Origin of the sequence: Salipiger sp. HF18, from assembly GCF_011806505.1 — a bacterium.
Lineage (GTDB): Bacteria > Pseudomonadota > Alphaproteobacteria > Rhodobacterales > Rhodobacteraceae > Salipiger > Salipiger thiooxidans.
In genome coordinates, this window is record NZ_JAATOS010000221.1 from 1 (window position 1) to 6,542 (window position 6,542).

Sequence of the window (6,542 nt, forward strand, 5' to 3'; positions counted from 1 at the left end):
GACGTCCTCGGTGCCGTGGCGGGCGGGATCGACGCGCACGGGGCCTTCCAGGCGGCCTCCGTAGCCGCGCGAGACCACGTGCACCGACAGCCCGCGCTGCGTCAGCCGCTCGGTCAGCGCGATCACGGTGGGGGTCTTGCCGGTGCCGCCCGCGTTGATGTTGCCGACGCAGATCACCGGGACGTCGACGCGCCCGCCCGGGCGGGCGATGCGCCGGGCGGTGGCGCGGGCGGTCAGGGCGCCGAGCGGCGCCAGCAGCCGGGCCTGCGGGGCGGGCTGGTCGGGGGGCGTGAACCAGAAGCCGGGCGCGCGCATCAGGCCGCCTCCCCGCTGGTGCCGCCGCCGTCGAGCCACTCGAAGGCTAGCGCGATGACCTCGTCCGTGAGCGCCGCCCCCTGGCTCACCACGTCCCAGCCCGCATGCGCCATGGCGGCGGCGCGGTCGGGGGCGACGAGCTGCGAGATCGCGGTGGCGAGCGTGTCGAAATCGCGGACGATGCGGGCGGCACCGGCCTCGACCAGCCGCGTGTAGGACGACAGGTGGCGGCCGACGTTGGGGCCGTAGAGCAGCGCCGCGCCATGGGCCGCCGCCTCGAGCGGGTCCTCGCCGCCATGGCCGGGCCGCAGCGAGCCGCCGAGGAAGGCCACGGGGGCGAGCCGGTACCAGAGCCCGAGCTCGGAGGCATCCTCCGTGAGCAGTACCTGGCAGTTCTCGTCGGGCATCTCGCCGTTTTCCCAGCGCGCGACGCGCAGGTCGCTGTCGCGGGCCAGCGCCTCGATGGCGGCACCGTCCTCGCGGGTGGCGGGGACCAGCAGCAGGATCAGCCGGTGGGCGAGGCGGGTGGCGCGACGATGGGCCTGCAGGATGTCGGGCGCCTCTTCGGCGCGGGCGCGGGCGGCCAGCCAGACCGGGCGGCCGGAGAGCAGCTGCGCCATTTCCTCGTGCAGGTCCGGGTCGCAGTCGAGCGGCGGCGTGGTCTCGGTGAGCGGACCGGCGCGGCGCAGGTGCTGGTCGGGGAGCCCGGCTCGGCGCAGGCGGCGGACGGCGGCGTCATCCTCGGCGAAGATGCGGTCGAAGAGCGCCAGCGTCGCCGTGGCACTGTCGGGCACCCAGAGCGGCGCGGGCGTCTGCCAGGGCTCGTTGCGGGCGCCGAGCAGCATCAGCCTGCTGCCCGCGTCCGAGAGCCGCGACAGCAGCGCCGGGTGCAGGCGCTGGCCGGTCCAGAGCGCGAGATCGGGGCGCCAGTGGGCGGCAAAGCTCTGGGCGTCGGACGCGCTGTCGGGGGGCAGCGGCTGGGCGAGGCAGCCGCGCGGATCGAGCGCAGGGTCCGGCCCGTCCGAGGGCCATGTCAGCAGCGCCGAGATCTCGGGGCGCTGCGACTGCATGCGCGCGGCAAGCGCCGACAGCGCGCGGGCGGTCTCGGGGCGCTCGGCATGGGCCCAGATCAGCGGCCCGTCCGGGCGCGGCAGCATGGCCGGGGCCGCCGCGGGGCGGCCTCGGGCAAAGGCGAGGTAGGCCTGAAGCGCGAAAGGTCTGCGCGACAACGGTGTCAGCCGAGTTCCTCGGTGGTCGAGGCTTCGGTCTCCTCGTCGCGGAGACGGTGAAGGTGGGCGATGTAGTAACGCATGTGGGCGTTGTCTACGGTGCGCTGCGCCTCGGCCTTCCACGCGTCATGGGCGCTGGCGTAGTCGGGGAAGATGCCCACCACGTGCAGGTCTTCGACGTTCTTGAAGACGTTCTTTTCCGGGGTCACCAGCTCGCCGCCGAAGACGAGATGAAGTCGCTGAACCATGCTCTGACCTTTCAGATAATGACGGGCGCAACCTACGGTCTCCCCCCGCCACGTCAAGTCGCGAGGTCGGGAGGTGCCGCGAGGGATGCCATGCGGAATGCCGACAGCTTTTCCTGTCCCGCCAATGCCGCCGCCCGAGGCGGCTTGCACGGCCACGAGGCGGTTCTGCGACGGGGCGCTCAGGGCAGGGGGCGCAGGCGCCGCAAGATGTCGTCGTGCAGCGCCGGGTTCGCGGCCACGATGCCCTGGTGCAGCGGCGTGGGGGCGTTGAAGCGGAGCGGCGCGCCGTGGCGGTCGGTGATCCGTGCCCCGGCCTCGGACAGCAGCAGGGCGCCGGCGGCGATGTCCCACTCCCAGCTCGGGCGGAAGGTGAACATGGCGTCGAAACGCCCCTCGGCCACCAGCCCCAGCCGGTAGGCGATCGACGGGCGGTGGCTGCGCTGCAGGTCCGGCGCCTCGTGCCAGTGCGCGGGATCGAGCGCCGGCCGCGTCGCCAGCACATGCGCCTCCTCCAGTGTCGCGACCCGGCTCGTGCGAAGCGCCTCGCCGTTGAGTCGCGCGCCCTCCCCCAGCGCCGCGTCGTAGAGCCGGTCGCGCATCGGCAGGTAGACCACCGCGGCGGTGATCTCGCCATCCTCGGCCACGGCCAGCGAATGCGCCCAGCTCTCGGAGCCCTCGATGAAGCTGCGGGTGCCGTCGATGGGGTCGACGATAAAGACCCGGCGGGCGGCGAGCCGGGCGCCGTCGTCGGCGCTTTCCTCGCTGAGCCAGCCGTAGTCGGGGCGCGCCCCGCGCAGGATGTCGCCCAGCACGCTGTTCACCGCCATGTCCGCGTCGGTCACCGGGCTGCCGTCCGCCGCCTTGTGGCGCACGTTCATCTCGCCGCCGATGTAGCGCGTGGCGGTCTCGGCCGCGGTCTGCGCCGCCCGGATCAGGAGGGCGAGATCACTCTCCTGCAAGCGTGAGCCCTTCGACCAGCAGCGAGGGCACGACCCGCGACAGCCACGGCCGCGCGTCGTTGGCGGGGGTCATGCGGCGCAGGAAATCGCGCAGGTTGCCGGCGATGGTCACGCCAGAAACCGGGTAGACCGGCACGCCGTTCTCGACCCACATCCCCGCCGCCCCGCGCGAGTAGTCGCCGGTATTGGGGTTGATGGTGGCGCCGATCATCGAGGTCACCACGAGCCCGGTGCCCATCTCGGCGAGCAGCTCCTCGCGGCTCTTGTCTCCTTGCGTCAGCGCGAGGTTCCAGCTCGACGGCGACGGCCCGCCCGAGGTGCCGCGCGCGGCGTTCGCGGTGGGGGACATGTCGAGCTTGCGGGCGGTGGCGAGGTCAAGCGTGTAGCCCGTGAGCACGCCGTTCTCGACCAGCGTGCGCTGCCGGGTCGGTAGCCCCTCGGCATCGAAGGGCCGGCTGCCCGAGATCCGCGGCCGGTGCGGGTCCTCGACCAGCGACAAGCCGCTGGGCAGCACCTCCTCGCCGAGCGCGCCGCGCAGCCACGAGGCGCCGCGCGCCACCGAGGCGCCGTTGGCGGCGGCCATCAGGTGCCCGATCAGCGAGGCGGCGATGCGCTCGTCGAAGAGCACCGGCCAGGCGCCGGTCCTGGGCTTGCGCGGGTTCAGCCGCTCGAGCGCGCGCTCGGCGGCGCGGCGGCCGATCTCCTCGGCGCCGCGCAGGTCGGACTGGAAGGTGCGGCTGTCACCGTCGTAATCGCGCTCCATCGCCAGCCCCTCGCCGGCGATGGCCACGCAGGACACCGACCGCGAGCTGCGCGCGTAGCCGCCCGAGAAGCCGTTGGACGCGGCAAGATGCACCTCGCGACGGCCGTAGCCCGCGGACGACGCCTGCACCTGGCTCACGCCCTGCACCGCAAGCGCCGCGGCCTCGGCGCGCGAGGCGTCCTCCTGCAGCTCGGCGGGCGAGGGCTCGGCGGCGGGGTCACACATCTCGAGCGCGGCGCTGTCCCACTGCGTGGCAAGCTGCGACGGATCGGCGAGCCCGGCGTGCGGATCCTCGGGCGCCTCCCGGGCCATGGCGACGGCGCGTTCTGCCATCGCCGCCAGCGTCTCGTCGCGGGTGTCCGACGAGGAGACGATGGCGCTCTGCCGTCCCACGAAGACCCGCAGCCCGATGTCGACCCCTTCGGAGCGCTCGGCCCGTTCCAGCGTGCCGCCGCGCACGTCGATCTCGATGGAGCTGCCCTCCACGGCGAGCGCGTCGGCAGACTCCGCCCCGGCTTTGCTGGCGGCATCGAGAAGGGCTTGGGTCAGGGTGTCGAGGGGGCGGGCCATGGATCCTCCGGTATCGTCCGTCCTTCGAGGTAGGACGGGCGGCGCGTGGGTGCAAGGAAAAGGCGCGCGGGCCGGTCGTGGCAGGGCAGGCCGGGGCAGCCGGCGCCCTCAGCCGGGCGCATCGGTGCTGCGGTCGGGTGGGGTCAGTCCGCCGCTTCGACCACGCCCACGATCGGGCCCATGGTGCGGCCGAGATCGCGGCGCGACACCCCCGGCGCCCAGAGCCGCGAGACGTTGCCGTCGAGGAACAGCGCCTGCGGCATCTTCAGGAAGTCGCGGAACATCGAGCCGAACTCGTGGAAGCTCACCGCGTTTTCCGAGATCGCGAAGATCACCGACTTGCCGTCTGCCGAGGTGCCGACGCCGTTGCGCACGTAGCGCGAGGTGCTGTCGGGCAGGAAGCGCGGGTGCAGCTCGCCGTCGATCACCAGCATCGGCCCGGACTGGGTGGCGAAGCGGCAATCGGGCCGGTCGCGCAGGAAGGCGCGGGTCTCGATCACGTCGGCGCGACGGGCGCGGATGCAGAGGATGCCGTTGGGCAGCAGGCCGAAGTTGCCGGGCCCGGCGCTCGAGATCACCCGCATCTGCTCGCGGCCGCGCTCGACGTAGTAGCCCACCGGCGCGCGGTCCTCGTGGTACATGCCGGCGTTCATCGCGAAGGCAAGCTTGCGGCCCTGCTGGTGCAGCGCGGTGTCGAGCGCGGTGAACTGGCCCCAGGGCGTGCCATCTGGGGTGCTGAGGAAGGTGCGCAGCTCTTCCTTGGCGGGGAACACCTTGCACAGCGTGTAGCGGTTGCCCTCGTAGACCGAGGTCTCGCAGGTCACGGCCCGGGCGGGCAGCGCCGCGAAGGCCGCGAGCGCCAGTGCCGCGGCGGCGAGCCAGCCTCGCACGCCGCTTACTCCTCTTCCAGGTCGCGGCGCACCGCGTCCTGCGCGAGCAGGCGGCGGGTCTCGTCGAGCCGGTCGAAGGTCTCGTCCAGCTTGAAGCGCAGCTCGGGCGCGAATTTCAGCGTCAGCCCCTTCGAGACGGCGCGGCGCAGCTCCGAGCGGTTGCGCTTGAGCAGGTCGAACATTTCGTCCGAGGCGCCACCGCCGAGCGGCACGACATAGGCGGTCGCGACCTTGAGGTCCGGCGACACGACGACCTCGCCCACGGTGATCGACAGGCGGTTGAGTTCGGGGTCGTGGATGTCGCCCCGGGTCAGCACGTCCGAAAGGGTGCGGCGAATGAGTTCGCCGACCCGAAGTTGCCGCTGGCTGGGACCGTGCCCATCTTGGAATCTGTTCTTGCCCATGCTTCCCCACTTAGTCCTTGCCCGCCCCTTTGCCAAGCGCGCCGACGCGGGGTAAGGAAAGCCGGAACAGATGGATCGGAGAGCAGGATGACCGAGAAGCCGGGTGTCGTGGTGACGGGCGTGTCGGGCCGCATGGGCCAGATGCTGGTGCGCGAGGTGCAGAAGAGCGACCGGCTGAAGCTCGTGGGCGCGGTCGAGCGCTCGGGCAACGACTGGGTGGGCCGGGATCTGGGGCTCTGCATGGGCGGCACCGAGACGGGCATCACCGTGACCGACGATGCGCTCGAGGCCTTTGCCAGGGCACAGGCGGTGATCGACTTCACCAGCCCCGCGGCCACCGTGGGCTTCGCCGAGCTTGCCGCCCAGGCGCGCGCCGTCCACGTGATCGGCACCACCGGGCTCTCCGACGACGACCTGAGGAAGATCCACGTGGCCGCCCGCCACGCGGTGATCGTGCGCGCCGGCAACATGTCGCTGGGGGTGAACCTGCTGACCCGGATCACCAGACAGGTCGCCGCGGCGCTCGACGCCGACTGGGACATCGAGATCATCGAATCCCACCACAACCAGAAGGTCGACGCGCCGTCCGGCACGGCGCTGATGCTGGGCGAGGCGGCGGCCGAGGGCCGCGGGGTGGCGCTCTCCGAAGTCTCGGACCGGGGCCGCGACGGCATCACCGGCAAGCGCGAGCGCGGCCACATCGGCTTCCACGCCATCCGCGGCGGCGACGTGGTGGGCGAGCACGAGGTGATCTTCGCCACCGCGGGCGAGCGCATCGTGCTCAAGCACCTCGCCTCGGACCGCACCCTCTTCGCCCGCGGCGCCCTCAAGGCGGCGCTCTGGGGACAGGACAAGGCCCCGGGCGAATACGACATGCTCGACGTGCTCGGCCTCGGCGACTGAGCCAAGGCCGGCACCGGGTGGCCAGCGACCAGCGCCAGACGGCCGGCCCTCACGCTGGCCGCCTTCGCCGCCCGGCCCGGCCCTCTCGCTGGCTCACCTGACCGCCGCTCCGGGTAAGCCAGACGGACGTGGCAAAGGCGCTCTTCCGGTCTTCCTCTGGCCAGAAATATCCCGGGGTGAATTGGCGCGGTACGCGCCAAGAGGGGCAGCGCCCCTCCACCCGGCGCGGGCAGCGCCCGCGCAACACCTGAAGGGCGGGCA

General features: G+C 72.7%; 8 protein-coding genes. 1 reads left to right on the top strand and 7 read right to left on the bottom strand.

What is annotated here, in order from left to right:
- The 7 genes from HC022_RS16445 to rbfA form a co-directional block, all read right to left on the bottom strand.
- The coding region (locus tag HC022_RS16445; protein ID WP_175583614.1) for a tetraacyldisaccharide 4'-kinase at positions 1 to 315 on the bottom strand (315 nt) is incomplete at its 3' end.
- Positions 315 to 1,544 (bottom strand): 3-deoxy-D-manno-octulosonic acid transferase, encoded by a 1,230-nt coding sequence (locus tag HC022_RS16450; protein WP_254885132.1) that lies wholly within the window; start codon positions 1,542 to 1,544, stop codon positions 315 to 317. The genes HC022_RS16450 and HC022_RS16445, both read right to left, overlap by 1 nt.
- Before the next feature lie 5 nt (positions 1,545 to 1,549).
- Positions 1,550 to 1,792 carry a DUF4170 domain-containing protein gene (locus HC022_RS16455; RefSeq protein ID WP_008883895.1) on the bottom strand — a complete coding sequence of 81 codons (243 nt, stop codon included), beginning with the start codon at positions 1,790 to 1,792 and terminating at the stop codon, positions 1,550 to 1,552.
- Between the two features lie 179 nt (positions 1,793 to 1,971).
- Positions 1,972 to 2,751, bottom strand: coding sequence for a 3'(2'),5'-bisphosphate nucleotidase CysQ (locus HC022_RS16460; protein ID WP_167453150.1), 780 nt, complete (start codon positions 2,749 to 2,751; stop codon positions 1,972 to 1,974).
- Complete coding sequence (locus tag HC022_RS16465; RefSeq protein WP_167453151.1) at positions 2,738 to 4,084, bottom strand: TldD/PmbA family protein; 1,347 nt, start codon at positions 4,082 to 4,084, stop codon at positions 2,738 to 2,740. The genes HC022_RS16460 and HC022_RS16465 overlap by 14 nt, the downstream gene beginning before the upstream one ends.
- A 143-nt stretch (positions 4,085 to 4,227) precedes the next feature.
- Positions 4,228 to 4,974 carry a phosphodiester glycosidase family protein gene (locus HC022_RS16470; protein ID WP_167453152.1) on the bottom strand — a complete coding sequence of 249 codons (747 nt, stop codon included), beginning with the start codon at positions 4,972 to 4,974 and terminating at the stop codon, positions 4,228 to 4,230.
- 5 nt (positions 4,975 to 4,979) lie between these two features.
- Positions 4,980 to 5,378 carry a 30S ribosome-binding factor RbfA gene (rbfA, locus tag HC022_RS16475; protein ID WP_167453153.1) on the bottom strand — a complete coding sequence of 133 codons (399 nt, stop codon included), beginning with the start codon at positions 5,376 to 5,378 and terminating at the stop codon, positions 4,980 to 4,982.
- An 87-nt stretch (positions 5,379 to 5,465) separates the two neighbouring features.
- Between rbfA and dapB the strand changes: the two genes are divergently transcribed.
- Complete coding sequence (dapB, locus tag HC022_RS16480; RefSeq protein WP_167453154.1) at positions 5,466 to 6,281, top strand: 4-hydroxy-tetrahydrodipicolinate reductase; 816 nt, start codon at positions 5,466 to 5,468, stop codon at positions 6,279 to 6,281.
- Positions 6,282 to 6,542 lie beyond the last annotated feature (261 nt).

Coding starts and splice junctions, on each gene's coding strand:
- HC022_RS16455 (WP_008883895.1), bottom strand. CDS start 1,792: ATGGTTCAGCGACTTCATCTCGTCTTCGGCGGCGAGCTGGTGACCCCG.
- HC022_RS16465 (WP_167453151.1), bottom strand. CDS start 4,084: ATGGCCCGCCCCCTCGACACCCTGACCCAAGCCCTTCTCGATGCCGCC.
- rbfA (WP_167453153.1), bottom strand. CDS start 5,378: ATGGGCAAGAACAGATTCCAAGATGGGCACGGTCCCAGCCAGCGGCAA.
- dapB (WP_167453154.1), top strand. CDS start 5,466: ATGACCGAGAAGCCGGGTGTCGTGGTGACGGGCGTGTCGGGCCGCATG.